The sequence below is a fragment of the Stenotrophomonas nitritireducens genome, from assembly GCF_001700965.1.
In the GTDB taxonomy this organism is placed as follows: domain Bacteria; phylum Pseudomonadota; class Gammaproteobacteria; order Xanthomonadales; family Xanthomonadaceae; genus Stenotrophomonas; species Stenotrophomonas nitritireducens_A.
The window spans coordinates 4,189,707-4,216,302 of sequence record NZ_CP016756.1; the positions used below are offsets into that span (position 1 = coordinate 4,189,707).

General features: G+C 61.7%; 23 protein-coding genes and 1 tRNA gene. 16 read left to right on the plus strand and 8 right to left on the minus strand.

The window, feature by feature from the left end; all coding sequences use genetic code 11:
• Window positions 1-126: 126 nt before the first annotated feature.
• The 7 genes from BCV67_RS19790 to BCV67_RS17985 all read right to left on the minus strand — a co-directional run bounded on the left by BCV67_RS19790 (window position 127) and on the right by BCV67_RS17985 (window position 8,573).
• Complete coding sequence (locus tag BCV67_RS19790) at window positions 127-2,172, minus strand: YadA-like family protein (protein ID WP_082746556.1); 2,046 nt, start codon at window positions 2,170-2,172, stop codon at window positions 127-129.
• The gene (locus BCV67_RS20265) at window positions 2,169-2,543 is read right to left on the minus strand and encodes a hypothetical protein (RefSeq protein WP_156455815.1); all 375 of its coding nucleotides are present in this window, start codon (window positions 2,541-2,543) and stop codon (window positions 2,169-2,171) included. Before BCV67_RS20265 ends, BCV67_RS19790 begins: the two co-directional genes overlap by 4 nt.
• Before the next feature lie 111 nt (window positions 2,544-2,654).
• The gene (locus BCV67_RS17970; RefSeq protein ID WP_156455814.1) at window positions 2,655-3,173 is read right to left on the minus strand and encodes a hypothetical protein; all 519 of its coding nucleotides are present in this window, start codon (window positions 3,171-3,173) and stop codon (window positions 2,655-2,657) included.
• 76 nt (window positions 3,174-3,249) lie between these two features.
• Window positions 3,250-5,409, minus strand: a complete 2,160-nt coding sequence (locus BCV67_RS17975; protein WP_062167796.1) for a fimbria/pilus outer membrane usher protein — start codon at window positions 5,407-5,409, stop codon at window positions 3,250-3,252.
• Window positions 5,409-6,035 carry a fimbria/pilus periplasmic chaperone gene (locus BCV67_RS17980; protein ID WP_082746555.1) on the minus strand — a complete coding sequence of 209 codons (627 nt, stop codon included), beginning with the start codon at window positions 6,033-6,035 and terminating at the stop codon, window positions 5,409-5,411. Before BCV67_RS17980 ends, BCV67_RS17975 begins: the two co-directional genes overlap by 1 nt.
• Window positions 6,036-6,148: 113 nt before the next feature.
• On the minus strand, window positions 6,149-7,042 hold the full coding sequence (locus tag BCV67_RS19795; RefSeq protein WP_082746554.1) for a M15 family metallopeptidase: 894 nt from the start codon (window positions 7,040-7,042) through the stop codon (window positions 6,149-6,151).
• 121 nt (window positions 7,043-7,163) lie between these two features.
• Window positions 7,164-8,573: an integrase gene (locus BCV67_RS17985; RefSeq protein ID WP_062167794.1), complete on the minus strand. Its 1,410-nt coding sequence runs from the start codon at window positions 8,571-8,573 to the stop codon at window positions 7,164-7,166.
• Window positions 8,574-8,612: 39 nt separating this feature from the next.
• On the opposite strand from BCV67_RS17985, the gene BCV67_RS17990 reads away from it, so the two are divergent.
• From BCV67_RS17990 to thrC, 6 genes are all read left to right on the plus strand, one after another.
• Window positions 8,613-8,689: transfer RNA gene (locus BCV67_RS17990), tRNA-Arg, on the plus strand.
• 197 nt (window positions 8,690-8,886) lie between these two features.
• The gene (locus BCV67_RS17995) at window positions 8,887-9,633 is read left to right on the plus strand and encodes a helix-turn-helix domain-containing protein (protein ID WP_065868170.1); all 747 of its coding nucleotides are present in this window, start codon (window positions 8,887-8,889) and stop codon (window positions 9,631-9,633) included.
• An 87-nt stretch (window positions 9,634-9,720) separates the two neighbouring features.
• Window positions 9,721-10,665 (plus strand): DMT family transporter, encoded by a 945-nt coding sequence (locus BCV67_RS18000; RefSeq protein ID WP_062167791.1) that lies wholly within the window; start codon window positions 9,721-9,723, stop codon window positions 10,663-10,665.
• 492 nt (window positions 10,666-11,157) lie between these two features.
• The gene (gene thrA, locus BCV67_RS18005) at window positions 11,158-13,662 is read left to right on the plus strand and encodes a bifunctional aspartate kinase/homoserine dehydrogenase I (protein ID WP_062167790.1); all 2,505 of its coding nucleotides are present in this window, start codon (window positions 11,158-11,160) and stop codon (window positions 13,660-13,662) included.
• 8 nt (window positions 13,663-13,670) lie between these two features.
• A complete protein-coding gene (locus BCV67_RS18010; protein ID WP_428999485.1) occupies window positions 13,671-14,603 on the plus strand; it encodes a homoserine kinase in 933 nt (310 codons plus the stop codon).
• A gap of 79 nt (window positions 14,604-14,682) precedes the next feature.
• Window positions 14,683-15,978, plus strand: a complete 1,296-nt coding sequence (gene thrC, locus BCV67_RS18015; RefSeq protein WP_062167789.1) for a threonine synthase — start codon at window positions 14,683-14,685, stop codon at window positions 15,976-15,978.
• 412 nt (window positions 15,979-16,390) lie between these two features.
• Here the strand turns inward: thrC and BCV67_RS18020 are convergent, their stop codons facing one another.
• Window positions 16,391-17,149 carry a Crp/Fnr family transcriptional regulator gene (locus tag BCV67_RS18020; RefSeq protein ID WP_062167788.1) on the minus strand — a complete coding sequence of 253 codons (759 nt, stop codon included), beginning with the start codon at window positions 17,147-17,149 and terminating at the stop codon, window positions 16,391-16,393.
• A gap of 109 nt (window positions 17,150-17,258) precedes the next feature.
• On the opposite strand from BCV67_RS18020, the gene hisS reads away from it, so the two are divergent.
• The 10 genes from hisS (at window position 17,259) to hisIE (ending at window position 26,438) form a co-directional block, all read left to right on the plus strand.
• On the plus strand, window positions 17,259-18,668 hold the full coding sequence (gene hisS / locus BCV67_RS18025; RefSeq protein WP_062171572.1) for a histidine--tRNA ligase: 1,410 nt from the start codon (window positions 17,259-17,261) through the stop codon (window positions 18,666-18,668).
• Window positions 18,669-19,024: 356 nt separating this feature from the next.
• Window positions 19,025-19,351 carry a YerC/YecD family TrpR-related protein gene (locus BCV67_RS18030; protein WP_062167787.1) on the plus strand — a complete coding sequence of 109 codons (327 nt, stop codon included), beginning with the start codon at window positions 19,025-19,027 and terminating at the stop codon, window positions 19,349-19,351.
• A gap of 9 nt (window positions 19,352-19,360) precedes the next feature.
• Window positions 19,361-20,272 (plus strand): ATP phosphoribosyltransferase, encoded by a 912-nt coding sequence (gene hisG, locus BCV67_RS18035; protein ID WP_062167786.1) that lies wholly within the window; start codon window positions 19,361-19,363, stop codon window positions 20,270-20,272.
• Window positions 20,269-21,564, plus strand: coding sequence for a histidinol dehydrogenase (hisD, locus tag BCV67_RS18040; protein WP_062167784.1), 1,296 nt, complete (start codon window positions 20,269-20,271; stop codon window positions 21,562-21,564). The genes hisG and hisD overlap by 4 nt, the downstream gene beginning before the upstream one ends.
• Window positions 21,561-22,643, plus strand: coding sequence for a histidinol-phosphate transaminase (gene hisC / locus BCV67_RS18045; RefSeq protein ID WP_062167783.1), 1,083 nt, complete (start codon window positions 21,561-21,563; stop codon window positions 22,641-22,643). The genes hisD and hisC overlap by 4 nt, the downstream gene beginning before the upstream one ends.
• Window positions 22,640-23,713: a bifunctional histidinol-phosphatase/imidazoleglycerol-phosphate dehydratase HisB gene (hisB, locus tag BCV67_RS18050; protein ID WP_062167782.1), complete on the plus strand. Its 1,074-nt coding sequence runs from the start codon at window positions 22,640-22,642 to the stop codon at window positions 23,711-23,713. Before hisC ends, hisB begins: the two co-directional genes overlap by 4 nt.
• Window positions 23,710-24,309, plus strand: a complete 600-nt coding sequence (gene hisH / locus BCV67_RS18055; RefSeq protein ID WP_062167781.1) for an imidazole glycerol phosphate synthase subunit HisH — start codon at window positions 23,710-23,712, stop codon at window positions 24,307-24,309. Before hisB ends, hisH begins: the two co-directional genes overlap by 4 nt.
• Window positions 24,306-25,040, plus strand: coding sequence for a 1-(5-phosphoribosyl)-5-[(5-phosphoribosylamino)methylideneamino]imidazole-4-carboxamide isomerase (gene hisA / locus BCV67_RS18060; RefSeq protein ID WP_062167780.1), 735 nt, complete (start codon window positions 24,306-24,308; stop codon window positions 25,038-25,040). The genes hisH and hisA overlap by 4 nt, the downstream gene beginning before the upstream one ends.
• The gene (gene hisF, locus BCV67_RS18065) at window positions 25,034-25,810 is read left to right on the plus strand and encodes an imidazole glycerol phosphate synthase subunit HisF (protein ID WP_062167778.1); all 777 of its coding nucleotides are present in this window, start codon (window positions 25,034-25,036) and stop codon (window positions 25,808-25,810) included. The genes hisA and hisF overlap by 7 nt, the downstream gene beginning before the upstream one ends.
• Window positions 25,800-26,438 (plus strand): bifunctional phosphoribosyl-AMP cyclohydrolase/phosphoribosyl-ATP diphosphatase HisIE, encoded by a 639-nt coding sequence (gene hisIE / locus BCV67_RS18070; RefSeq protein WP_062167777.1) that lies wholly within the window; start codon window positions 25,800-25,802, stop codon window positions 26,436-26,438. Before hisF ends, hisIE begins: the two co-directional genes overlap by 11 nt.
• Window positions 26,439-26,596 lie beyond the last annotated feature (158 nt).

The window sequence follows — 26,596 nt, forward strand, 5'->3', positions numbered from 1 at the left end:
CTCAGTCAAAGGTGATCTGGGCTGTTGTCAATGCTTCTGAGGAAAAAAGATGGGGGCCCCCTCACTCAAAAAGGGAGCCCCCGCCTGGGAAGAAGGAGATCGGATCTCCCCAGGTTTGAACAATTATTAGCGGCCGAGGTTGACTGAGATGCCAATACCACCCTGCATGGATCCGCCACCCATTCCTTTGGAGAAGCCTGCCGACAAGTTGACCCTCTCACTCACGCGGGCCTTCCAACCCACCGCCACAGCAGCTTTGTTGCCATAGAATCCAACGCCAGCAGTGGCATGGACTTCACCGATGACGCCAGAAGTCTGTGCACCCATCATTGAAGCGAATGCTGCGGACTGAGCTCCCTGGATCTTGACCTCACGTTCCAGATTGCCAACGCGCCGTGTGGTGTCTTCCCAACGATCTGACCACTGTTGCTGCATGTCATAGAGCTGACCGCCATTGACCGCGTCTGTTGATCCCTGGGAGATCGAGCCGTTGCCCACCCCGGTTACCCGGTTGCCACCAGCGTTGATTCCATCACCGTTGATGATGGTCTTGGCTACCTTGATCGATCCGTGATCGCTCAGCTCGACTTGATCTGAGAGGCTCACAGAGGTGCTCCCATCTGCCTGAGTCTGAACTTCGATGTTCTTGCCAGCTGCCACATTGGCCGAGCCGTTTTTCCCATCTTGACCTGGATCGCCCTTATCGCCTTTAGGGCCTTGCGCTCCCACGTCACCTTTCTCGCCCTGCGGTCCAGGAGTGTTGGATCCACCGCCACCAGGTGCGTTCTCCAAGCCCGTCACCCGACCATCCAGATCTGCCAGCGCATCGCCAACCGTGTTGTAGCTCGCACCGCTCAGGAAGTTGAAGCTTGGAGCTGTGATGGTGTTCGTGACCGCGTTGTAGTTGGCACCGCCACCCAAATAGCTGGTGGTCGAAGAGAGAGCGTTTTGGGTGTTGGTGACTTGAACGGAGACGCTGTTGAGCTGACCCATGTTGACCGCGTCAGTCTCATCCTGGCCGCTCGCGATGTTCGTCAAGCGAACGGGCTGACCAGCCGCGCTGCCAAAGCTCGCGGTCATTGACTCAGTGCACAATGCACCGTAGCCAATGGCAATGCAGTCCTGTCCGGCCTTTGCGTATGCACCCAAAGCCACTGACGAATCACCAGCAACGGTTTGATGTCCGCCCGCAAAAGCAGAATCACCCGCTGAACTGAGACTGCCGACGACTGTCGATCCATAGAGCGAAGCCGCGCTGTCTGCGCCAATTACAGTGTTGTATGTGCCGGTTGCCTTGGCCCCGGGACCTGCTGCTACGACCGACTGACCTGTGGCTTGTGTGGTGTCTGAACCATCAGAGACAGGGGATGTCGCCTTGAAATATGGTGAGGCCGATCCACTGCTTGGCTTGTTGTCCAGGGCGGTCAAGGCAGCTCCGACAGTTGTATAAGTGCCGGTCGAAAGAGCGTAGCTTGGAGCGGTGAAAGCGCCATTCGTGAAGCTCGCTCCGCCCCCCAGAGACGCAGCAAGTGGGACAATCTGGCTCACGATCACTGCATCATTTGCACCCTGACCGGCTGCAACATTGACGATTCGGCGACGCAAGCTGCTGTCACCCACAGAAACGGTATTGGCACCCCCGTCTGTGGAACCGTGGCCTAGGGAGACAGCATTTTGGGAGGACGCTTCGCCGCCAATAGCGATTGTGCGGGCCCCTGTTGCTTGTCCGCCAACGGCAATCGCTGAGCCAAACATGCTGCCGTTTGCGACCGCACCAGATCCGATGGCAATGCTCGAAAGCGTCGAAGCGTTAGCATTGAATCCAATGGCTACGGCGGTAGTCGTTGCTTGGGAGAAGTTGCCGATGGCTGTTCCACCATAGCTAGAGGACGATGTGTCGCCGATGGCAACCCCGCCATAAGTGTTGCTTGATCTGTTGCCGATGACTGTTGCGGTCCCAGTCTCCATGCCATTTCCTAGGGTCCAGGCACCGACCCAGGCGGTTGCACCGTTTCCGAGCACCAAGCACCCTGCATAGGCGTTCTGAGCGCAAGTAGCTGCCTCAGTCCCTTTGATGTAGATCTGATCGCCGACTGTGTCAGCCATGGCCGGATGGGCGAAGGCTGCAAGTGCGAACGACAGCGCGAGTGAGAGTTTTCGTAAGGCATTCATTGCTTCACCCCACAAACAAACGTGGGGCCAGGCACTGCGCTGATCTTCCCGACTTTGTCTGGCTTGGAGATCACGACTTCTTGGAAGCTCCCTCCTTTCTTTGATGCAAAGGTCGCGGTGTAGCGCCCGTCTCTGCCTGTGCGTGCTTCCGCGACGGGAGACGTTCCCTGATTTGCTCGAATGACGATATGCGCATCAGAGACGAGTTCGTTAGCAACTATCAGTGCGCCTTCGACCGTGCAAACGCCGTTCTGGAAAGACACTGTTGGCTTGACGGCCGCATTGAATGCCTGGGGATCGACAGTTGTGATCACTGTTGCAAAGGCTGGTGTCGATAAAAGGGCAAGTAGTGGGATAAATAATTTAAACACTGGATCTCCGTTTCGTTGAGTTGCCTTCAACAAAACAGAAAAAATCTAAAGCGCAAGACGTTGATCACAAAAAAACCGCCCGAAGGCGGCTTTATTTTATGCGCGGCGATCTTAGTAAGAGATCGTGATTTGACGTTCTGCTGTGTAAGTGCCAACAGCTGCATATGTCGCGTCCGTGTTGACAGTGATGCGAGTGCTAAACACTTGTTCTGCGCCAGTCCCAACGGAGCTCAATGCCGCGTTGTTTGCGGTAGTGCTAAAAGGTTGCCAGTTCGACGGGCCCGTCAAGCCAAAGCTTGCGCGTGCCTTGATCTCTTTTGAAGTCGCAGCGTCAGTCATCGCGAAGTTGCCAGATGCATCCGCTGTATCCATTTCAACGGTGTAGGGGAGATCTTTGTTGCAGGTGACAGTCAAATCCTGGACCGCAGAGAGCGCGACCAGGACGCTTCCCTCGTCTTTATCGCCGAGCTGCATGAAAACATCCTGCGGGATAGCCATGGTGCAGATCGCTGCTTGAACGGCAGTGACGTTCATTGTCTGTGTGTCAGTCGCAGCAAAAGCCGGATTTGCAGCTGCCATCGCTAATCCAAACGCTAAGCCGGTCGCGACAGTGATTTTACTTTTTAACATCGATTGATCTCCTTCATTGATAAGCGGAATTGCTTAGGATCCAGTCGAAGTTAAGGCGAATTTAAATTTGCGCAAGTCATTCGCACTCAATTTCTTCAAGATCTTTATCGTCCTTATCGATGGGAAGGACACCGCTGCAAGTGACGCTATCTGTTTTGATCGTGATGCTTCTGCCAGGTTTGTAGGTGGGAAGGAATATTCGGCCGTCATCAGCGATTGGAACTTCCAAGTCGTCTGCGACCGCGACCCCTGAACCACGCACGATTTTCCCTTGGAACATCGCTCGCAGTTCTAGCGGTTTGGTGTAAGAGATTGGGAAGGTCACTTTGCTTCCGAACAACCGTGGCGGCGTCGTTGTCTGTGTGCGCTCGTTGACCTGGGCATCGAGGGGCAGGGAGCTTACGTCTAGACCAACGTTCGATGTTCGATATGCGGACAGGGGGAACAATGCGTATCCACGCTTATTCGTGACTTGTCTTGACCCGTTGGCGTTGAGCTTTGCGTTAGTGGTGTTAGCAACTTCGACGAGAGCAAAGGAGCGATTGAGAGTGCGGCCGATAAGTGCGCCACCTTCGCCCAGCCAGACTGAGCCTTCATACCGGCCTGACAGGCTCGTTTGACCATCGCGCATCGTGGACTGTGCTTGGAAGCGTCCTGCGCGGGTGTCGAGCCCGGCATTGGCGTAAGAGCCCGTGTCAGACGTCCCCAATCCATAATTAATCTTTCCAGCTCGGCCGTTGAGCGCCACGCTTCTGTGCTCATCACTGAAAGAGACGCTCCCTCGCTGCCGGGTGCCGAACTGGCGGGTGTAGAACACATAGAAGCCGCTCTCATCTCGATCACGATAGAGCTGGGCGCTCAGCGTGCTCTTGGCACCGGAGTAGCGTCCGGTGAGGCTCAGGCGTTCGTTCTGAGCTCCCGTTGAGTAGGTATTCGAAGACCAGGACAATCCAACTTGGAACGGGCGATGGGTGTATGAAAGGCTCGCCAAGTTGCTTTTGGTGATGACTGATCCTCCGCGCCATTGATCACTGAGCTGCCAGCTGTCCGGGGCCCGCTTCCGAGTCTGAGCATTGACCGACCAGTTACGGGTCTGGAAGCTGTATCCAGCGGAGTAAGACAGGGCGTTTTGCCCACCTGATTGGCTTGCCAGACTGCTTAGGGTGAGGGCACCAGCGGTCCCGAGGACGACAGTTGCATCCAGCCCCAGGTTCGCGTTCTGCCCCATCATTTGTGCAGAGGAACCGAGCGTAAGGAATGAGCTGACGCCCCTGCGGTAGAAGCCCACGAGCGCAAGATCTCGGTAGTCGTTGCCAATGGATCCATAGCGGCTCATGCCGCCAGTCAGTGACCATTCGGACGCTCCAGGACGCAGGGCACGGTTGGTAAAATAGAAGTCACTCTGGATGATCTGCTCGCGGCCAAACTGGTCTCTCAGCACGACTGACGATGAGTTCAAGCCATTGAGCATTGATCCCTGTTCGATGGAGTAGGGCCCTTGGTCGAGGTTGAGCTGGCGTTGCCTCTCATTGTTGAGATAGATCTCCGCAGTTGTCCGGCTATCCGCGATGCCGGCGATGACTGGGACGGGGTAGAGATCGCCCCTAAGCTCGCGCTCCGTGCCGACTTTGAAGCCCAGCAAATTCGACGTGGACGTGATGCCTAGCGTAGGCGTAAAGACATCCCCGATCTCCACCGAGAGTCCCTTCATGATGTAGTCCTTGGTCCATGTCGTGAGTCCCCGTGTGTTGGTAGAACCACCCGGTTGAACGTTCAGTTGCCCCGTGTTGATCAGCACACCACCTGCGAGACCTGTTCGCATGTCATAGCCCCAAGATGCTGCCCAGTCGCCTCTGGATGAGCGGATGACGGCGAGATCTTGGTTGATCAAGATGCCCTTCGGTGCGGGGTCTGCCTCTACAAGCGCGTCCGCTGATCCCACGACCTGAGGCTTGAAATATTTGCCAGGCACGGTGAGAGCGACGAGCTGCTTCTCACCGTTCACTTCCACCCCGACACCGAGTGCTTTCATACTTTGGATAGAGGCGAAGTCGCCGACCAGGCCGTAGCTTTTGAGCTTGTCTGATGGCACGAGCAAATCGCCGTCTTCGGTTGTTGTCGCTAGAAGTGCCTCATCGACGGTTTTGCCGTTGATCGCAATGGCATAGATGCTCTCAGCACCATATGAATTCGAACACCAAAGAAGAGGGGCTAGCGCAAAGGCGCGCCAGGCCATTACTCAATCACTAGCTCAGTAGCGACGCCATTGATCAGCGCTCTGACTGATGTCGCGTTGCCCTTGGAGATGATCATTTCTTCGCCCGGGAGCAAGTAGCCGACCAGACCATCACGACGATGGCTGCCATAGTTGAGGTTCGCGATCTGGGCAGTAATCGGGCTTGCATTGCGAAGAACAATGGTTGATCCAGAAGACTTTGCGGTCACTGTGGCTCGATCAGATGCTCGCCAAAAAATGGGGAAGTTCATGTTGAAGACGGGCTCAACCCCAGTCGTCTCCAGCTTCTTGACGTTCTTCTCTTTGACGACGACGCGATAAGCAAGCTCAGCACTGGATGTTTCGCTGTTGATGAAGCGGACTACTTGAGATTTGCCGCCGTCAAGGTAGAACGAGCTTGGAGCGAAACGGATAGCGTCAACAGGTGTGCGGCTCTGCTTTCCATCCACCAAGATCCATTTATATGCTTGGATCTGGTATTCCTTCTTTTCATTCGACGTGTTGGCAACAGTCAACGAGCCATTGTTTTTGCTCGGGTTGATGGTTTGAGCCAGGGGCGAGACTTGCATTGCATTTGATGTAAATGGACAGAGCGCTAGAGCTGCGCTTAACAATAGATATTTCATTGGATCTCCGAATGTTTTGAGTGTTCTTCACAAATAACGGAGGTCCACGCAATGTCAAGGATTGATCAATAAAAAAGCCGCAACAATGTGCGGCTCTATGATCTAAAATATGGTTAGGAAAAAGCGTAAAGATAAAGATCTGATCTAGATATGCATGCTCTGCTTTGGCTCTGAACTGTCCAGCCCCACAAAGCAAATCTTTCTTTACCCATAGCGATGCAGGTGGCTTCCAATCCTATCGGGCACCAAGTCGAAATCAGCGCTCGTTCAAGAATTAGAGATGATGGTTCGCCAGCGTTCGCGGTGAACTTGGGTAGAGGTTGGCCGTGGCGCTTTGCCAATTTGGACTGACCACACTCGGCTTTCATCTCAACGTGCGGATAGTCTTTGGGAGAGGTCCACCGGCCGCCCCAATTTAAACCGAGAATTTCCGCCAGCTCGCCGAACCGCTCATAGCCTGCAATGACGTGCGGATCTCTCAAATTCCAGCTCGGCTTTCCACCTACGTAGACAGCGGCATCTAGGGCTAAGCCATAGTTGTGACAACTCGACCATGCGCCAACACTGGTGACGCCCGATGCAGAAGCGAGTAGGGTGGTTTGACGCTCGGGACTCCGATAACCCTCCACTGGTCTCAGATCAAACCCTTCCGCTTTCATGACATCTTGGATTGCTTCGATCTTTTCTCTGAGATCAGGATGAACACCTTTCCAGATCCGTTCTTGGCCAGGATGGAAGAATCGATAGATGCGTCCACGTGGCTTCTTCGTTGATCTCTGTGTTTCGGATTGGATCGAGATGCTATCGGAGACAACATCTCCATAGGAAGCAGGAGTTGAAGATCCGAAGATGACGCCACTTGAACCCTGATCAAAAATTCGAACATGGGCAGTGCTCGGGCTCACCAGGAAATTCGATGAAGTGAGTTTTGACCAATAAGGTTCTTGAGCAGCAAGGGCAGTTGTTGGTGCAAGGAGCATGAGTAAGCTAAAAAGCAGTTTGCGCATTGGATCTCCAGTTTTATTTGAGTGTTAATCACAAATAAGCCGAGGCCGCGCGATGTCAAGGATTCAGGCGTAAAAAAGCCGCCATTGGCTGGCGGCTTTAAGAGCTGGTGTAACTTCGAACTTATTTGCTTTTCATGCGTGCATTGAAGGCGAGAGAGATAGCGGCAGTCATATCTTCACTGCTCAAAAGAAGCAGGGATCGAACCACTTCCTGGATGCTGGTCTCAACATCTCCCCGGCTTTCGAGCTCATCGATCTTCTTCCCGAGTTCTACGGGATCGGGATTGAAGTAGCGCATGAACATTTTCAAGTCTTTGTGCCCAGAGATCTTCGCCGCTTCTGCTGGGTTGAGATAGTGGCCAAGTTCGGTGATGCGGGTATGACGAAGATCGTGAATTCGCGCGGTCAAGATGTCGGGGTTGTCTTGGCTAGTTGCGACGTCCGAACGTGCCCGGTCCCAAGCCTGGGTTATCGTGTCTGGCCGAGACCTTTTGCCGCGACTTGATACGAAGACCGGACCTCTTTTTTCTGATGACGACTTATGCCGCTCTTCCAAAAGGCTCAGTGCATCTTTGTTGAGCGGAATTGTCCGTTCAACATATTTGCCATCATTGGCCTTTGTTCCGCGCAGTCGTGCGGTCTTGTTTTTAAAGTTGATGTCTGACCAATCAAGCTTAATGCACTCAGAGCGTCGAGCCGCAGTAAAGCGGGCGAAACGGATGACATCAATGGTTGCCGGATCTGTTCGTCCTTTTTCCAAGCGATCAATGATCGAGTTCCACTCGTCTTCTGTGAGGGTCCTGGATCGTGAATCGTCTTGATTCAGGGATTTGAGTGTGGCAATAGGTGAGCGGATATCGATCTTCCAGGCGTCATAGGCATGCTTAAAGATCGTTTGGATTGTGGTCAAGGCGCGCTTCTTGCTTCCCGGCACAATTTCGCGAACGGACCCGTCTTTCAGGACTTTTACGTAGAGATTGACGAAAGAGGTTGGGTGCTTGCCCAGGAAATCGTCACTCGTGAGGTCCTTGGCGAGCTTGCTGCTGAGCAGCGGCATGCCTGTCTTGTGCAGCCCCAAGCCCTTGCCGGTGCCCAAAAACAACATGATGTTCGACCGGTCAGTCTTCACAGAAGAGTGTTTGATCACACCCGAATCGATCTCATCCACATAGCGCCGCAGGAGGTCTCCAAACGTCCAGGCGTCGGCCGTGTTGGCGAAAGGGGTCTGCCGGAGCTCGAGGGAGGCGTGTTCACGGCTCACGTAGGCTTCGGCCATGAGCCTTGCCGTATCGATATGGTGCTCGGTCCCGACCTTGGCCTTGGGATCGACTGGGTAGCGTTTGAGGGGGAATTTGAGGGCCTGGCCGTCCAGGGAGCGCCTGATTCGGGCCTCCCACCGCAGTTGGCCATCGATCCGCAACGTCACGCCAGCCGCAAGGCTCACGGCCTGGGAGGGCTTGATCCCTGAGGGCAGGGCACCGGAAAACGACTTGATTCTGCCCTTCTTGACGACCTTCTTCTCTTTGCTCACGAGTCCAACCCCTGTATCCTTAACGGGCAACTGCTGCAAGGCCCCGTGGCACAATTGGATAGCGCGCGTCCCTCCTAAGGACGAGGTTGCTGGTTCGAACCCAGCCGGGGTCACCATTTCAGGCCGCTCGCCACAAGAGCGCCACAGCGATGCTACCTTTCGCGCCTAAAGCCTTGCAGGGCTTAGGTTTGAGGATAACGTGGTTTTCCCTCCTAAGGGACAGGTCGCACGTTCGAATCGTGTCGGGGTCACCATCTTTCGGCGCAGTCTGCGGCACCGCTGCACGCGCCAGCCACCCCCGGTATTGATGCCGATGCAGTGCGCTGAAACCCTCAGTTTTCGCAGCTATGGCCCTGCGGGTCACTCGCACAGCCACGATCACCTGCAGCTGGTACTGCCGGTGCACGGCAGCCTGGAGCTGGAAATCGAAGGGCGCGGCGGCCGTCTGGACGCGCTGCATGGGGCCCTGGTCGTCCCGGGTGCCTGCCATGTGCAGGCCGGCGACGGGCGCAACCGGTTTCTGGTGGTCGACTGCGACAGTGCCTTGTTGGACCGGTCACAGTTGGAGCGGGGGTGGCAACGTCCGTTCCTGCAGGTTTCCGCCGCTGCCCGCAGCTTGCTTGAATTTGTTGAAATACGAACCGGGTCGCAGGCAGCGGTGAGCACGGCGCTGGCACAGCATGCGCTGCCGTTGTTGCTGGACGCCCTGTTTGCCGAACCCGTGGCGGTGGTGCCGCACGCAGCTGGATTGCAGCGCCTGTACGCGCAGATTCTGGATGCGCCCGGTCAGCCTTGGCCATTGGTACGCATGGCGCAGGTGGCCGGTATCGGCTTGACCGCCTTGCACGGCGTATTCAAGCGCGAGTATGGGCTTACCCCCGGGCAATGGTTGCTGCAGCAGCGGCTGCGGTTCGCCCAGCGGCAATTGGCTGCCGGCAGTCAGTCACTGGCGCAGATTGCCCAGCAGTCCGGTTTTTCCGATCAAGCCGCCTTGAGCCGTGCCATGCGCCGTTCGCTGGGCACCACGCCGGGGCAGTACCGTCGTCGGTTCGATGCGTAGTTTCAGCCCATCGCCGCGTAGTTTGGGACAATACAGGCCCGGCCGGCACATGGATGCTGGTGCGGTATCGGAACAGCGGGTGGGTTGATGAAAGATCGGATGTGGTTCGGTATCGGCAATGGCATTGCTTCCGGTGCGCTGTGGGGGCTGGTGTTCCTGGCGCCGGCGGTGCTGGCCGATTTCTCGCCGATGCAGCTGGCTGCGGCGCGTTACCTTATTTATGGCCTGGTGGCGGTGATCCTGCTGGTGCCGCGCTGGCCGGCGCTGCGCGTGCGTATAGGCAAGGCCGAATGGACCGCGCTGACCTGGTTGAGCCTGCTGGGCAATCTGCTCTATTTCGTCATGTTGTCCATCTGCGTGCAGTGGAGCGGGGGCGGCGCTGCTGCGTTGATCGTCGGCATGGTGCCGGTGTTGGTGGCGGTGGTGGGGGCGCGTGAGCCAGGTGCGGTGCCGTTGTCACGGCTGGCACCGGCATTGGCCTTGTGCGTGGCCGGCGTGGTGCTGATGGGCTACGAGGCCATCGTCTCCTCACATGTACAGGCCAGCACCACGCAGCGCCTGATCGGCCTGTTGTGCGGTGTGGGCGCGCTGCTGTCCTGGACTGCCTATTCGGTAGGCAATACCCGCTGGTTGGCCAGGGTGCCGGAGGTATCCGGGCATGACTGGTCATTGCTGACCGGCGTGGCGACTGGCGGATTGGCCTTGCTGCTGGCGCCCATCGCCTTCGCCGATGGCGGGGCCGGGCATACGGGCCGCGAGTGGACCGGTTTCTGGATGATGGCGGCGGCGGTGGCGGTGTTCGCCTCGATCCTGGGCAATGCCTGCTGGAACCGCGCCAGCCGCGCCCTGCCATTGACCCTGGGCGGCCAGATGATCGTGTTCGAGACCTTGTTTGGGCTGCTCTATGGCTTTGTCTGGCAGCAGCGCTGGCCGGTTGCGGTCGAGGTGATCGCCGCGCTGTGCCTGATTGCCGGGGTTGCGTGGAGCGCGGCGGCACACCGTCCGGCGACGCCTGCAACCGATCCAGCCTGAAGGTTTCCGCGCAGTCAGGCAGCGAAAGCCGGCTTTGACTGGTGCTTTCGAATGGAATGGCAGTCGCCCCCGCGTAAGGTCCGGTCAGACGACTGCCCTACGTTGTGCGAGGCATTGACCGCTGCTTGGGCGTGAGATGCGCGACGTTCGCGGCTGGTGACATTTGCAACTTTTACCTGCCGCTTCGGCGAAGTTGCCTTCAATTGGGTTTTTGCATCGCAGCACTTGACAGCCTGATCGGTGCTGTTGTCTCTTGAGGGCCATGAACAGCCCGCAGTCCCCCGCCATGACCTCGCAAACGCCCCTGGGCGGCCGAGTGAGCGTGCCTGGCTTCGGCGGCGCCATTACCACCACCACTATTACCGTCACCATTAGCCCGGTGCGGCCCGTCGTCTTCGCGTAATTTCCGAAAACCACGGCCCCGCACCCGGATCAGGATGCGGGGGAACTCCATCCAGATGCGTGTCGGGGCCTTCAGCCGAGGTTCTTCCGATGTCGCCAGTTGCTGCTTCACCCGCCGATCCTGCCGCGAACGCTGCCGTCCGCACCGTCGTGCACAAATTCGGCGGTACCTCCGTCGCTGACGCTGACCGTTACCGCCATGTAGGCAAGCTGCTGCTTGACCGCGACGAGCAGCAGCAGGTGACCGTGGTCTCGGCGATGAAGGGCGTCACCGATGCGCTGATCGACCTGGCCAGGGCCGCAGCGGCGGCTGACCCGGCCTGGGACGAGCGCTGGCACGAGCTGCGCGCGCGCCATCGCGGCGCGGCTGCTGCGCTGCTGGGCGAACATTCCGGGGCGACCATCGAATGGCTGGACGCGCGCTTCGAGCGCCTGCGTGAAATCCTTGCCGCATTGGCGGTGATCGGCGAGCTGCCGCAGGAAGTGCTGGATCGCGTGCAGGGTCTGGGCGAGGTGTTTTCCGCCCACCTGCTGGGCCATCACCTGCAGGTACTGGGCGAAGATGCCGATGTGCTCGATGCCCGCGACGTGCTGGTGGTCAACCACGGCGAGCTGGGTGTGGACGTGGACTGGAAGTCCAGCGCCGCCAGACTCGCACTGTGGCGCGAAACGCATCCGGCGCGACGCTTGGTGGTGACCGGCTTCGTGGCCCGTGACCGCAAGGGCCATATCACCACGCTGGGCCGCAACGGCAGTGATTTCTCTGGCGCGATCTTCGCGGCCTTGTTCGCGGCTGACGAACTGCATATCTGGACCGATGTGGATGGCGTGCTGTCGGCCGACCCACGGGTGGTGCCTGAGGCCGTGCAGCTGGACGCCCTCAGCTATGACGAAGCCTGCGAACTGGCCTATTTCGGCGCAAAGGTTGTACATCCGCAGACCATGTCGCCGGCGATCGAACGTGGCCTGCCGATCATCATCCGCAACACGTTCCAGCCCGATCATCCGGGCACCCGCATCACCGCCGAAAGCTCCAGCAGCGGCCCGATCAAGGGTTTGACCTTGAGCTCGGATCTGGCCGTGCTGAATCTGGAAGGTACCGGCCTGATGGGTGTGCCGGGCACCGCCGAGCGTGTCTTCGCCGCGCTGCGCAATGCGCACGTTTCGGTGGTGATGATCTCGCAGGGCTCGTCCGAGCACTCGATCTGCTGCGTGGTCAAGCAGGGCGAGTCCGAGCGCGCACGCGATGCCTTGTTACAGGGCTTCTCGCACGAGCTGGCAGCGGGCCAGGTGCAGCGTGTACAGCTGACCCAAGGGGTGAGCGTGCTCGCCGCCGTCGGCGACGGCATGGCCGGCCAGCCGGGCGTGGCCGCACGCCTGTTCGAGGCGTTGGGCCGGGCCCAGGTCAATATTCTTGCCATTGCGCAGGGTTCGTCCGAGCGCAACATCTCGGTGGCGATCGGGGCGGGCGACGCCACTAAAGCCTTGCGTGCAGCGCATGCCGGGTTCTGGCTGTCGCCGCAGACCTTCTCGGTAGGCGTGATCGGGCCGGGCAACGTGGGCGCGGCCCTGCTCGAGCAGCTGTATGCGTCCGAAGCAGCACTGCTGGCCAGGGCGAAACTGGACCTGCGGCTGCGTGCGGTGGCCTCGCGCAACCGTATGGTGCTCGACCAGCGGGGCCTGCACGGCAACTGGAAGGCGGCATTCGATTCGGCCGCGCTGCCCAATGACCTGGACCTGTTCACCGAGCATCTGTTGTCGGCGCGGCTGCCGCACACGTTGATCATCGACTGCAGTGGCAGCGCCGAGGTGGCCGACCGCTACGCGGGCTGGCTGGCTGCGGGCATCCATGTGGTGACGCCCAACAAACAGGCCGGTTCCGGCCCATTGGCGCGCTATCAGGCCATCCGTGAGGCGGCCGCATCGACCGGTGCGCGCTTCCGCTACGAAGCGACGGTGGGCGCCGGCCTGCCGGTGATCACCACCTTGCGCGATCTGGTGGATACCGGCGATGAAGTCACCGCGATAGCCGGTATTTTCTCCGGCACCTTGGCGTGGCTGTTCAATAAATATGATGGCAGCGTGCCGTTCTCCGAGCTGGTCACGCAGGCGCGCGGCATGGGGTATACCGAGCCGGACCCGCGCGATGATCTGTCTGGCGTGGACGTGGCGCGCAAGCTGGTCATCCTGGCACGCGAGGCTGGTTACGAGCTGAGCCTGGAAGATGTTGCGGTGGAAAGCCTGGTGCCGGCGGCGCTGCAGCAGGCAAGCGTGGACGACTTCATGGCGCGCCTGCATGAGGTGGACGCGGGCTTCGCACAACGGCTTGCCGAAGCGCGCGCACGTGGCAATGTACTGCGCTATGTGGCCCAGTTCAAACCGGGTCAGCAGCCCAGCGTGGGACTGGTCGAGTTGCCGGGTGACCATGCCTTCGCCAACCTGCGCCTGACCGACAACGTGGTGCAGTTCACCACCCGTCGCTATTGCGACAATCCATTGGTGGTGCAGGGCCCGGGTGCAGGCCCGGAAGTGACGGCAGCCGGCGTATTTGCGGATGTGCTGCGGGTCGCAGCAGGCGAGGGAGCGCGATTGTGAGTGATGGCTTGAGGAATTCAGGGTTGCGCGAAGCGCGGGCGTTCTCGCCCGCTTCGGTGGCCAACGTAGCGGTTGGTTTTGATCTGCTCGGCTACGCGGTACCGGATGTCGGCGACACCGTAACCGTGCGCCGCATAGACGCGCCGGAAGTGCGCATCGCCGCCATTCGTGGCGCTGCTGTGGAATTGCCGTTGGATGCGCCCAGCAACACCGCCGGCGCGGCGTTGATCGCATTGCGCCAGGCCTTGGGGCTGACGTACGGCTTTGAAGTGGAGATCGACAAGGGCATTCCACTCAGTTCCGGGATGGGCGGCTCGGCGGCATCGTGCGTGGCTGCACTGGTGGCGGCCAATGCACTGCTGGATATGCCTTTGAGCCGCGAGCAGCTGTATCTGTATTCACTGGAAGGCGAGGCGGTGGCCAGCGGCAGCCGCCACGGCGACAACCTGGGACCGATGTTTCTTGGCGGGCTGGTGTTGTCCACCTTGGAGCGGCTGGTGCCGGTGTCGGTGCCCGCACAGTGGCATAGCCTGCTGGTACATCCGGATGCTTTGCTGGAAACGCGCCGCGCCCGCGCCGCCTTGCAGGGAAGCTATGCATTGAAGGAGTTCGTCGCGCAGAGCAGTAATCTGGCGCTGGTACTGGCCGGTTGCCACGCTGGCGATGCCAACTTGGTGCGGGCTGGCTTGGCCGACGTGCTGATCGAACCACGGCGTGCGCCGTTGATCATCGGCTTTGACGCCGCCAAGGCAGCGGCACTGGCGGCCGGAGCGATGGGCGCCAGTATTTCCGGTGCTGGTCCCAGCGTGTTTGCCTGGTTTGAGGACCGTGACACCGCGCTCGCGGCCGCACCCAAGGTGCAGTCGGCATTTGCTGCGGCAGGATTCGGCAGCCAAAGCTGGGTGACCCCGGTCAACAGTCCCGGTGCGCGCCTGCTGTGAGCCCGCAGCGGCCGGATTGAACGGCCGCTCATCACGCTTGCGTCGCATGCAGTACTTCAACCCTTTCGCGGATTTTCGAATGAACTTCATCTCTACCCGCAACGCTTCTCCCGCCGTCACCTTGAGCCAGGCCATTGCGGCCGGGCTGGCACCGGACGGTGGCCTGTACGTGCCGCAGCAGATGCCTGCAGCGCGCAACCTGAAGCCCGGTACCACGCTTGCGGCCACCGCTGCCGACCTGCTGCAGCCGTTCTTCGCAGCCGATGCATTGGCGCCTGAGTTGGCGGCAATCTGCAGCGAGGCCTTTGATTTCCCCGCACCGCTGCAGGCCTTGGCTACACCCAATGATCATGTGCTGGAGCTGTTCCACGGGCCCACCGCGGCGTTCAAGGATTTCGGTGCGCGCTTCCTCGCTGCCAGCCTGTCGCGCTTGCGCACAGGGCAGGAGCGACCGCTGACGATCGTGGTTGCGACCTCCGGTGATACCGGTGCCGCCGTCGCTGCCGCCTTCCACAATCAGCCGAATCTGCAGGTGGTGGTGCTGTACCCGGATGGGCGGGTATCGCCGCGGCAAGCGCATCAATTAGGTTGCCTGGGCGGCAACATCCGTGCGCTGCGGGTGGCCGGCTCGTTTGATGATTGCCAGACCATGGCCAAGCAGGCGCTGGGCGACACCGAGCTGCAGGCACAGGTACCGTTGAGCTCGGCCAACAGCATCAGCCTCGGCAGATTGCTGCCGCAGATGAGCTATTACGCGCATGCGGCGCTCACCCATCAGGCCGCGCACGGCGGCCTGCTGAACTTCGTCATTCCTACCGGCAATCTGGGCAATGCGATGGCGGCGGTGATGGCGCGAGCGCTGGGTGTGCCATTGGGGCGGATCGTATTGGCGACCAATGCCAATCGCGTGTTGCCGGATTACTTCAGCGGCGGCGATTACGCGCCCAAGGCCAGCGTTGCGACCTTGGCCAACGCCATGGATGTTGGCGCGCCCAGCAACTTCGAGCGGCTGCGCTGGCTGTACAACGGCGATGATGCAGCCTTGCGCGCTGCATTCACCTCGCAGGCGGTAAGCGACGCCACCATCCGCGACACGATTGCCGCCCGCTACCGCGATCATGGCGAAGTGTTCTGCCCGCATACCGCAACCGCGGTGTATGTGCTGGAGCAACTGCGTGCCAGTGGTAGTGCGGCCGCCAATGAACATTGGGCGGTGGCGGCGACTGCGCACCCGGCCAAGTTCGAATCGGTGGTCGAGCCGCTGATAGGTCGCGAAGTCGAGGTGCCGCCGGCCTTGGCCGAGCTGCTCAAGCGCCCGGCCCACGCCGAACCCTGCGCCCCGGAATACGCCGCCCTGCGCGAAAAACTGCTCTAACCCGCAGTCTGTAGTGCCGAGCCATGCTCGGCAGGGGCTTCACCGGAAGATCAACTATAGGAGCGGCGTAAGCCGCGAAGCCGGCACTGTTTCGCAGCCAATAATTTCTGCAATCTGAAAATGCAGGAGCTTCGCGGCTTACGCCGCTCCCACAGGAAGCGCCGGCCGGCCTCGCTTGTAGTGCCGAGCGATACTCGGCAGAGGCCTTACCGATAGGCCAGCTGCATAAGCCGCGAAGCAGATATTGTTTCGCAGTCAACAATTTTTGCGTTCTGGAAGTGTACGGGCTTCGCGGCTTACGCCGCTCCTACAGCTTCCGCAGGCGTCGCGCCCCTGTAGTGCCGAGCCATGCTCGGCAGAAGCTTCACCGTAGAGCTTCAGCCGAGCATGGCTCGGCTCTACTGGTGCAGCCTCAAAACTCGTCGTTGGCCAGGTGCTGCAGCTCGGCGAAATCCAGGATCTCGACCACGTTCAGATGGGGCAGGGCGATCAGCCCCTGCTGGCGCAGCTTGGTGAAGGTGCGGCTCACCGTTTCCATGGTCAGGCCCAGATGGTCGGCGATATCGCCGCGGCCCATCGGCAGCGAGACACGGTTGCTGCTGCGCCCGTTCAAGGTGGCCTCGCGCGCGGCCAGCCGCAGCAGGAAATCCGCCAGCCGCTCCGGCGGCTGCAACCGCGCCAGGGCCAATGCGTTGTCCTGTGCCGCGTCCAGTTCCTGGCAGGCGCGCTGCAACAGCTTGCGCTCCAGGTGCGGGTAGCGTTGGCGCAGGTCGCGCATCTGCGTGGTGGGGACGCGGCAGACGCGGCTGTCCGCGATCGCCTCGATGTCGTAACGGTGATGGTCGCTGCCGCTCAGGCCCAGGTAATCGCCCGGCAGTACGAAACCGTTCACCTGGCGGCGGCCATCGGCCAAGGTCCGGACCAGGCGCAGCGCGCCCTCGGTTACTGTATAGACATATGCGCGCGGCTCGCCGGCACGGGCCAGCGTGGTGCCCATCGCCACCGGCGTGGACACGGTAATCTGCTCCAGCGCATGCACTTCATCGCAGGACAGGGCCGAGCACACCGACAGGTGGCGGACCGAGCACTGCAGGCACTCGCGCACGCCATTGCCTTCTGCCGCAATGGACGAAACCGGGGATTGCTCGGTGCCTTGGGCTGGCCGGGACATGTCTTGATTGGGGGGACGGTTGTCCTAAATGATACTTCATGCGGCCAGACGGGCGGTGTGCGGCTAGAATTGGCAACCGTTTCCCTATTGAGTTGCAGGAGTTTTGCCCGTGATCAAGCCCCGTACCCCGCCCGGCATCATGGAATTGTTGCCGCGCGAGCAGATCGCGTTCCAGCGCATGCTGGACGTCATCCGCCGCAACTACGAGCGCTTCGGGTTCCTGCCGGTGGAAACCCCGGTGTTCGAGCTGTCCGACGTGCTGCTGACCAAATCCGGCGGCGAAACCGAGCGCCAGGTGTACTTCGTGCAGTCCACCGGTGCGCTGGCCAATGCCGCCGAATCGGCCGACAAGGGCGGGCTGCCGGAAATGGCGCTGCGCTTCGACCTGACCGTGCCGCTGGCCCGCTATGTAGCCGAGCATGAGCATGACTTGACCTTCCCGTTCCGCCGCTACCAGATGCAGCGCGTCTACCGTGGTGAGCGCGCCCAGCGTGGCCGCTTCCGCGAGTTCTACCAGTGCGACGTCGATGTGATCGGCAAGGACAGCTTGAGCATCCGCTACGACGCCGAAGTGCTGGCGGTGATCTACGCGGTGTTCTCCGAGCTGCGCATCGGCAACTTTGCCGTGCAGCTGAACAACCGCAAGCTGATGCGCGGCTTCTTTGAAGCGCAGGGCGTGGTGGATGCCGAGCAGCAGGCGCTGGTGCTGCGTGAAGTCGACAAGCTCGACAAGCGCGGTCCCGATTACGTGCGTGAAACCCTGGTTGGCCCGGATTTCGGCCTGCCGGCCGACGCGGTCGAGCGCATCCTGTCCTTTGTCGAAGTGCGCTCCAGCTCGCACGCGGATGCATTGGCGCAGATCGACGCGGTGCTGGCGGCGGCTGGCCAATCGGCCAGTGAGTCGCTGCGCACCGGCGCTGCCGAGCTGCGTGAAGTGCTGGAACTGGTGAAGGCGCTGGGTGTGCCGGAGACCGCCTATTGCCTGAATTTCTCCATCGCCCGCGGCCTGGATTACTACACCGGCACGGTTTACGAGACCAGCCTGGTCGACCACCCGCAGATCGGCTCGATCTGCTCGGGCGGCCGTTACGAGGACCTGGCCAGCCACTACACCAAGTCCAAGCTGCCAGGCGTTGGCATTTCCATCGGCCTGACACGCCTGTTCTGGCAGCTGCGCGAAGCCAACCTGATCGATGGCATTGCTGAAAGCAGCGTGCACGCGATGGTGGCCTTGATGGACGAGGCGGCCATGCCGCAGTCGCTGGATATCGCCCGTCGCCTGCGCGCTGGCGGCATCAACACCGAAGTGCAGATGGAGCCGAAGAAGATCGGCAAGCAGTTCCAGTACGCCGCCAAGGCAGGCATCCGCTTCGTGGTGCTGGCCGGTGAGGATGAGTTGGCGCGCGGTGTGGTCGCGGTCAAGGACCTGCTGCGTGAACAGCAGTTCGAAGTGGCCAGGGATGAACTGGCATCTACCCTCCAGGTAGAGCTGGAACAGACCCGCGCAATGGCGCGCTGATCGAAAAGCCCCGCATAGCGGGGCTTTTTTTATGCCTTCGCGATGAAGGTGGCCGGCACGAAAGGTAGTGCCAAGCCATGCTCGGCAAAGGCCTTCCTGGTAATGCCCCAGCCGAGCATGGCTCGGCTCTACCGTTTCTGCTCCCGCCCTTTCGCGCAGCGGAGGGGAGGTCTTTCGCTGACAGCAACAGGCACCTGGCGCCGTCCCGGCGCATGAACCCTGTAGTGCCGAGCCATGCTCGGCAGAGGATTTCCCGGTAATGCTCCTGCCGAGCATGGCTCGGCACTACAAGGGAGCCGGTTTGACTCTCCGCCGGTTACGCACTAATGTATTAGCACGCTATTACATTGATGCAAATGAAGACTCGTCAGGAAACCGAACGTGACAAGGCCGCCGATGCAGCGCTGAAGACGCTGGCGCGGGCTTTTGCCGCCCTCGACAAGCCGCAGGAGGCGCAGGCCTTCCTGCGCGATCTGTGCACGCCGGCAGAGCTGGAAGCCATGGCCGACCGCTGGCGGGTAGTGCCGCTGCTGCGCAAGGGCGTGCCCTATCGTGAGATCTATGACCTGACCGGGGTGAGCGTCACCACCATAGGCCGGGTCGCGCGCTCGCTCGAGCATGGTGCCGGCGGCTATGCCGTCGCCATCGAACGCCTCGCCACGCGCAAAACCGAATCCAACTGAGATAACCCCATGAGTGCTTCAACCACCGCCCCGGCACGCGACCGGCTGCGTATCGCCATTCAGAAAAGCGGCCGCCTGGCCGATCCCGCGCGCAGCCTGCTGGCGGCCTGTGGACTGAGCTGGCGGCAGAGCCGCGACAAGCTGTTCTGCTTCGGCGAGTCGCTGCCGGTGGACCTGTTGCTGGTGCGCGACGATGACATCCCGGGGCTGATCGCCGACGGCGTCTGCGACCTGGGTGTGGTTGGCCTGAACGAACTCGACGAGCAGGCCAAGGCACGCCGCCAGATCGGCTTGCCCGATGTCTACCAGCCGCTGCGTGGCCTCGGCTTCGGCTCCTGCCGGCTGATGATCGCGGTGCCGGAGGAATGGGATTGGCAGGGCGTGCAGATGCTGCAGGGCAAGCGCATCGCCACCAGCTACCCTGCCATCCTGGCCGCATGGCTGAAGGAAAAGGGCGTGGATGCGCAGGTCGTGGAGCTGTCCGGTTCGGTGGAAATCGCCCCGAAGCTGGGCACCGCCGAGCTGATCTGTGACCTGGTCTCCAGCGGCGCCACGCTGGCCGCCAACCAACTCAAGCCGGTGGAAGTGCTGCTGGAGAGCGAAGCCGTGCTCGCCGGGCCGGTACATGAGCTCGACGACGCCCGCGCGGGCCTGATGGCGATGCTGCTGCGTCGCCTGGATGGCCTGAGCAAGGTGCAGGACCAGAAGCTGCTCATGTTCAGCGCCAGCGAAGACCGCGTCGAAGAACTTGCGCGCCTACTGCCCGACGCCGAGCCGCTGCTGCGGCTGCCGGGGCAGGGCGATGCGGTGCGGCTGCAGACCATGTGCAGCGGCGCGCTCAGCTGGCAGCGCCTGGAAGAACTGGAACGTGCCGGCGCCCAAGGCCTGATGGTATTGGCGGTGGAGAAGTCGCTGGTATGAACATCCTCGATTGGAACGCGCTCGACGCCGCTGCACAGGCGCGTGCACTTACCCGTCCGGTGCAGACTGTTGCCGTCCAGACCCGCGAGTCCGTCGCCGGCCTGATCGAGCAGGTGCGCAGTCGTGGCGACGCGGCATTGCGTGAAATCACCGAGCGTTTCGACGGCGTCGCGCCAGAGCGCTTTGAAGTCAGCGAGGCCGAATTTGCCGCCGCCGAACTGGCAGTGCCGGCAGAACTGCGCATCGCCATGCAGCAGGCTGCCGATCGCATCGATCGCTTCCACCGCGCCGGCATGGCCCAGCCCTATAGCGTGGAAACCGCGCCGGGCGTGGTCTGCGAAAAAGTCATCCGGCCGATCTCGCGCGTGGGCCTGTATGTACCGGCAGGCAGCGCGCCGCTGCCGTCCACCGCGTTGATGCTGGGCGTGCCGGCCATGCTGGCTGGCTGCCGTGTAGTGGTGCTGTGCACGCCGCCGCGCAAGGACGGCAGCGCCGATCCGGCCGTGTTGGTGGCCGCGCGCCTGACCGGCGTGCACCGCGTGTTCAAGATCGGTGGGGCGCAGGCCATCGCCGCCATGGCTTATGGCACCGAATCGGTCCCGTCCTGCGACAAACTGTTCGGGCCGGGCAATAGTTTTGTTACCGAAGCCAAGCAACAGGTTGCCCAGGCCGGTGCTGCCGCCATCGACATGCCGGCCGGTCCGTCGGAAGTGCTGGTGATCGCCGATGCCGGCGCCAACGCTGCCTTTGTTGCCGCCGATCTGCTGTCACAGGCCGAGCACGGCCCGGATTCGCAGGTGCTGCTGCTCTGCGACGATGCGGCGATGATTGCCGCCGTGCAGGACGAAGTGGAAGCCCAAGTCGTGCAGCTCGCGCGTGAGGCCATCGCCCGTCAGGCGTTGACGGCCTCGCTGCTGGTCAAGGTTGAATCGATCGCGCAGGCATTTGAAATCTCCAACCGGTATGCGCCTGAGCACTTGATTCTGGCCCTGCGCGAACCGCGGCAATGGCTGGACAAGGTGGAAGCCGCCGGCTCGGTGTTCCTGGGTGACTACACGCCCGAGGCGCTGGGTGACTACTGCTCCGGCACCAATCACGTGCTGCCAACGGCGGGCGCGGCCCGCGCCTACAGCGGCGTCAGTGTGGCCAGTTACCAGAACCAGATCAGCGTGCAGGCGGCCAGCCAGGCAGGAATCACGGCCATCGGCCCGTGTGCGCTGACCATGGCCCGCGCCGAGGGTCTGGGTGCGCATGCCAACGCGGTCGCGCTGCGGCTGGGGGTTGCGCCGTGAGCAGCGTGCTTGATCTGGTCCGTGATGATCTGCGCGACTTTGGCGGTTATTCGTCGGCACGCAGCGCCAAGCTGCAAGGCGAGATCTGGCTCAACGCGAATGAATCGGCATGGGCCAACCCTGGCGACGCCGAGGCCAGCTGCCGCCGTTATCCCGACCCGCAACCGCAGGCACTGCGCGAGCGGCTGGCCAGCCTTTATGGCTGCCAAGCCGAGCAGCTGCTGATCGGTCGCGGCAGCGATGAAGCCATCGATCTACTGGTACGCGCCCTGTGCGTGCCCGGCCGCGATGCGGTGCTGTATACGCCGCCGGTGTTCGGCATGTACGCGGTCAGTGCGCGGTTGCAGAATGCGCCGGCGCTGGAAGTGCCGCTGCTCGACACCGACGCAGGCCTGGTGCCGGATATAGCCCGCATCATCACCACGGCGAAGGAGGGTGGGGCCAAACTGGTGTTCCTATGTTCGCCTTCCAATCCCGGTGGCCTGAGCATCACCTTGGATCAGATCGAAACCGTGGCCCAAGCATTGCGCGGTCAGGCCTTGGTGGTGGTGGATGAAGCCTATGCCGAATTCGCCGACGAACCTTCTGCGACTACCTTGATGGCGCGCTTCGACAATATTGCCGTGCTGCGTACGCTGTCGAAGGCGCATGCGCTGGCGGCCGCACGCATTGGCTGCGTGATTGCCGATGCGGCACTGATCAGCGTGCTGCGCCGCTGCCAGGCGCCGTACCCGATCCCGACGCCTTGCTCAACGCTGGCGCTTGCCGGCTTGGACGAGGCTGCGCTGGTGCAGACCCGCGCGCGCATCGCCACCGTGCGCGGTGAGCGCGACCGCCTGCGCATTGCGCTGTCGCTGCAGCGCTGTGTACGCCATGTTTACGGCTCGGATGCGAACTTCCTGCTGGTGCGTTTCAACGATGCCGAAGCGGCGTTCCAGGCCTTGTTGAAAGCCGGCGTGGTGGTGCGCGATCAGCGCGCCGCGCCGCAGTTGCACGACGCCCTGCGCATCACGCTGGGCACCCCCGAACAAAATGATCACGTCCTTGACGCACTTGCCACGCTGGAGCCGTCCGCATGACCCCCATTCTGTTTGTCGATCGCGATGGCACCTTGATCGAGGAGCCGGCCGACTTCCAGATCGACGCCTACGAGAAGATCCGCTTCGTCAGGAACGTGATCCCGGCCATGCTCAAGCTGCGCGATGCCGGCTACCAGTTCGTCATCGTCTCCAACCAGGACGGGCTGGGCAGCGAGGGCTATTCCCAAGCGAGCTTTGATGGGCCGAATGATCTGATGCTGCAGATTTTCGCCAGCCAGGGCATCACTTTCCGCGACGTGCTGATCGATCCGAGCTGGCCGCAGGACAACAGCCCCAACCGCAAGCCGGGCATCGGCATGATGGTGCCGTACCTGCAGGACCGCAGCATCGACTGGGCGCGCTCAGGGATGGTGGGCGACCGCCCAACCGACATCCAGTTCGCCGACAACATGAAGATCCGCGGCTTCCAGCTGCGCACCGAACAGTTCGGCGGCGAGTGGGACTGGGATGCGATTGCCCACGAGCTGGCCGATGCGCCGCGCCGCGCCACCGTGCAGCGCGACACCAAGGAAACCCAGATCCGTGTCTTCGTTGACCTGGACAAGGTGGCCAGCTCCAGGATCAACACCGGCCTGCCGTTCTTCGACCATATGCTGGACCAGATCGGCCGCCATGGCGGTTTCGCGCTGGAAGTGGAGGCCAAGGGCGATCTGCACATCGACGAGCACCACACCATCGAAGACACAGGCCTTGCGCTCGGCCAGGCATTGCGCGAAGCGCTGGGCGACAAGCGCGGCATCGGTCGCTATGGCTTTACCTTGCCGATGGACGAAACCCTGGCCAGCGCCGCGCTGGATTTCAGCGGCCGGCCTTACTTCGTGTTTGATGGCGAATTCAAGCGAGAGCGCGTGGGCGACATGCCGACCGAACTGGTGCCGCACTTCTTCCGTTCGCTATGCGATGCCAGCGGGCTGAACCTCAACCTCAAGGTGGAAGGTGAGAATGACCACCACAAGGTGGAGGCCTGCTTCAAGGCATTGGCTCGCGCACTGCGCCAGGCCATCCGCAAGGAAGGCACCGAGCTGCCGTCCACCAAGGGGGCCTTGTGAGCAAGGTCGGTCTGGTGGATGCCGGCGGCGCCAATCTGGGTTCGGTGCGCTATGCGTTGGAGCGGCTGCAGGTTGACGTGCAGATGGTCCGCGAAGCGGGTGATCTGGACGGTCTGGAGCGGGTGATCCTGCCGGGCGTTGGCGCGGCCGCGGAGGGTATGCGCCGGCTGCACGCGCAGGGTCTTGTACAACCACTGCGCGATTTGCAGGTGCCGTTGATCGGCATCTGTCTGGGCATGCAGCTTTTGTTCGAGCGCTCGGAAGAGGGCGATGTGGAATGCCTCGGCCTGCTGCCGGGCATTGTCCGTCGCATGCACCCTGGTGTGGGCGTACGTGTTCCGCATATGGGCTGGAACAAACTGCTGGCGCTGCGCGAGTCGCCCTTGCTGGATGGCGTGCCGCTTGGTTCCAGCGCTTACTTCGTGCACAGCTACGCGGCGCCGGTCACTTCCGACACGGTTGCCGCCTGCCACCACGGCGGCCTGTTTACTGCGGTGGTACAGCGTGGCCGCTTGTGCGGCGCACAGTTCCATCCCGAGCGTTCGGCTGGGCCTGGCGCACGCATCCTACAGAATTTTCTTGAGATCGCCGCATGAGTTTTACCGTCTACCCCGCGCTGGATATCCGTGACGGCCGTGTGGTGCGCCTGCTGCAGGGCGATTACGCCAAGCAGACCACCTATGGCGACGATGCCTTGCCACGCGCGCAGGTATTTGCCAGCACCGGCGCCAGCTGGATGCATCTGGTCGATCTGGATGCGGCCAAGGCCGGCGGCTATACCTTGGCGCCGCTGCTGCAGCAGATCGCCGCGACCACGCCGTTGAAGGTGCAGACCGGCGGTGGCGTACGTGGCCGCGACGACGTCGCGCGCATCCTCGATGCCGGCGCCAGCCGCGTGGTGATCGGTTCGCTGGCGGTTCGCCAACCCGAGCAGGTGCTGGCATGGCTGGCCGAGTTTGGCGCCGAGCAGCTGACCATCGCGCTGGATACCCGCCAGGGTGAAGACGGTGTCTGGCGCCTGCCGGTACATGGCTGGACCGAGACCGCCGATGTCACCCTGGATGAACTGGCCAGCCGCTACGCGCAGGCCGGCATGAAGCACCTGCTGTGCACCGATATTTCCCGCGACGGCATGCTTTCCGGTCCGAACATCGAGCTCTACACCCACTTGGCCAAGCTGCTGCCCGGCGTCGCCGTGCAGGCCTCTGGCGGCGTGCGTGATGCTGCCGACATCCGCGCAGCCAAGGCTGCAGGCTGCGGTGGCGCGGTGCTCGGCAAGGCGCTGCTGGAAGGGCGGCTGCAACTGGACGAGGCCTTGTCATGCTGAGCCGCCGCATCATTCCCTGCCTGGACGTGCGCGAAGGCCGGGTGGTCAAGGGCGTCAAGTTCCGCGACCACATCGACATGGGCGACATCACCGAACTGGCGCTACGCTACCGCGACCAGGGCGCTGACGAACTGGTGTTCTACGATATTTCCGCCAGCCCGGAGGGGCGTTCGGTGGACCGCGCGTGGATTGAGCGGGTGGCGCGGCTGATCGATATTCCGTTCTGCGTGGCGGGCGGTATCCGCGATGTGGAAACCGCGCGTGCAGTGCTCAATGCCGGTGCCGACAAGATTTCAGTCAATACCCCGGCGCTGGAACGCCCGCACCTGATTGCCGAGCTGGCCGAGGCGTTTGGCCAGCAATGCGTGGTGGTCGGCATCGATTCCATCGCCGAGCCCGACGGGCAGTGGCGGGTGCGCTCCTATACCGGCGATCCGAGCAAGACCCGCGCCGAGGCCAGGCTGACCTTGGACTGGGTGCGTGAAGTGCAGGCTCACGGCGCAGGTGAAATAGTGCTGAACTGCATGGATAGCGATGGCGTGCGCAAGGGGTACGATATTGCACAGTTGCGCCAGGCCCGGGCGCTGTGCACGGTTCCGTTGGTCGCCTCTGGCGGCGCGGGCACGCCACAGCATTTCGCCGATGTATTCGAACAGGCTGACGTTGACGGGGCTTTGGCTGCCAGTGTCTTCCACTCCGGTGCCATCGCAATTCCGGAACTGAAGCAGTTCCTGCGCGAACAACAAATCGAGGTTAGGGATGTCTACTGAATTCAAACCGGTTGATCCGGCCGCACTGGACTGGGAAAAGGTCAACGGGATGATGCCCGTCATCATCCAGGACGAGGCCACGCTGCGTGTGCTGATGCTGGGCTATATGGACCGCGAGGCGCTGGACAGCACCCGCGACAGCGGCAAGGTCACTTTCTTCAGCCGCAGCAAGAAGCGCCTGTGGACGAAGGGCGAGACCTCGGGCAACCACCTGGATCTGGTCGACATCCGCAGCGATTGCGACAACGACACGCTGTTGGTCACCGTGCGCCCGCATGGCCCAACCTGCCATACCGGCAGCAGCAGCTGTTTCAGCGCGGCGCCGGGCAACTTCCTTGGTGCGCTGGATGCCTTGATCAGGCAGCGCGAGCATGATCGCCCGCTCAACAGCTACACCACCAAATTGTTCGAGAAGGGCGCACGGCATATCGCGCAGAAAGTGGGCGAAGAGGGCGTGGAAACCGCATTGGCCGGCGTCGTGCAGCGCGATGACGAACTGCTGGGCGAATCGGCCGACCTGCTGTTCCACCTGATCGTATTGCTGCGTGCCCGCGGCCTGTCGCTGGACGATGCCGTCGCTGTGCTGGAAGACCGCCACGCCAAGGCCGCCGAAAAAGCCGCCAGCTAGGTAGTGCCGAGCCATGCTGGGCGGGGCCTTCGCAACAAAACCCCCCGTCACCGATAAAGCGCAGCCGAGCACCGCGCGCAATGTAGTGCCGAGCCATGCTCGGCAAGGGCCTTCACAACAAACCCCACTATCACCGGTAAAGCCCAGCCGAGCATGGC